Origin of the sequence: Prevotella sp. AM34-19LB (assembly GCF_003468525.1) — a bacterium.
In the GTDB taxonomy this organism is placed as follows: domain Bacteria; phylum Bacteroidota; class Bacteroidia; order Bacteroidales; family Bacteroidaceae; genus Prevotella.
Genome location: NZ_QSIG01000113.1, coordinates 1 through 1,519 on the forward strand (window position 1 = coordinate 1; position 1,519 = coordinate 1,519).

Annotated in this window: 1 protein-coding gene; it reads right to left on the bottom strand. The window is 47.2% G+C overall.

Annotated elements, in window-relative coordinates; genetic code table 11:
- Window positions 1–154: 154 nt before the first annotated feature.
- Window positions 155–1,357 (bottom strand): VapE domain-containing protein, encoded by a 1,203-nt coding sequence (locus DW830_RS15405; RefSeq protein WP_119250486.1) that lies wholly within the window; start codon window positions 1,355–1,357, stop codon window positions 155–157.
- Between the last annotated feature and the right edge of the window lie 162 nt (window positions 1,358–1,519).

A 1,519-nucleotide genomic window follows, 5' to 3' on the forward strand; every position in this document is an offset into this window, starting at 1 on the left:
CCTTCTCAAAACGTTCGTTTGCTGTCATAATTTGTTTGATTTTAAAATGATGGTGCAAAGGTACGAATAAATGAGAAGTCTACAATGGTATAAACGCGGAGCCGCTTACCCTTCCGATCGAGAAAAGGCTCCTCACGGTTTATTCCCATTTTTCTCAAGCCGAGAGAGCGAGGAGCTGATAGGCCTGTCCATTTCTGGTATGCCTGCTCTTGCATCCCATAAACTTGAGGGCTTGACCTATCTTGATCTTCGTACTCAAATTTCCTACCAGCATAGGATATTGCAGATGAAGCACGTCGAAAACCTCGGAACTCACCATCCATTTGCCCTCCTCTTCCTCTGCCGGCATTCGGAAACAATAGTTGATCATGGTCTCCAGATCATCCACCTTGAAGAAGGGCTGGTTGAATTCCTGGATGCGAGCCACCTCATCATTGGTGAACCAATAAGGGGTCTGCTTATCACGAAGCTCATACATCATTTGTGCATAGAGCTGGTCATAATTGATGACCGAACTGTTGTCTATAAACTCCCCGTCGGGAACTCGAAGACAGAGGTAACGGCGACTTCCCGTCGGGTCGCAGAGAGGATGCTCATCATTGGTGGTTGCCAGAAAAGAGGCGTATCTTCTGCGGTCAGCCTGACTCTTTCCGAAGATAGGGCGACCATTCACCTTTACCTTCGAAAGCGTCTGCTTCAGCTTGCCCTGCTGGGCAACGGTGATGTTGGCAAGCTCATCAATGTTCACCAGAAGATTATGGGTGAGCGCCATTTCTGAATCAAACTTGTTGCCGAAGTTGATGTGGTCGAGAAAATACTGGCGAAGTTCCTCGGGCAGCAGTCGGACGGCGAAGGTACTTTTTCCGCAACCCTGCTGTCCGATAAGCACCGGTACGGCTTCATTTCCGTGCAGCATGTCCATCTGCAGCCAATGGGCTACTGCCGAACGGAACCAGGTGGCGCACCAGCCAAGCTGTTCGCTGGTCAACCCCGGAATTCTGCCGAAAAGAGCAGCCACATGGTTCTTGCCATCCCATTTCGGCAATTTGTTCATGTATTCCTGGATAGGGTCGAAGACGGGAACGGCATCCGACTTGATATACTCCTCGATGTCCTGTCTTGGCGACTTCTTCTCGCCGATTCCCAATTTCTTGGCGCGGCGAACAATGGAGTTGAAAGCCTCAGCTGTAAGAACCTTCCAGTTCTTCTCTTCAGGTTTGATGCAGAAGAACTCGGTCTTTCCGTTCAAAACATTTCTGCGGAAGAGGTAAAACTCCTCCAGAAAGCTCTCTACCTGGTAGATTGCTGATTGATTACCTGCCATCATAGATGACTTCAAATTAGTTTTTGTTTCCATACTCATGGTTTTAAAATTATTAATAATGTTGTGATTCACCCTCAAAAAAGATGGTAAGCGGCTCCGCGTTTATACCATTGTAGACTTCTCATTTATTCGTACCTTTGCACCATCATTTTAAAATCAAACAAATTATGACAGCAAACGAACGTTTTGAGAAGG

Bases quoted from the DNA above. Each gene is read 5' to 3' on its own strand.
- DW830_RS15405 (WP_119250486.1), bottom strand. From the start codon at position 1,357: ATGGAAACAAAAACTAATTTGAAGTCATCTATGATGGCAGGTAATCAA.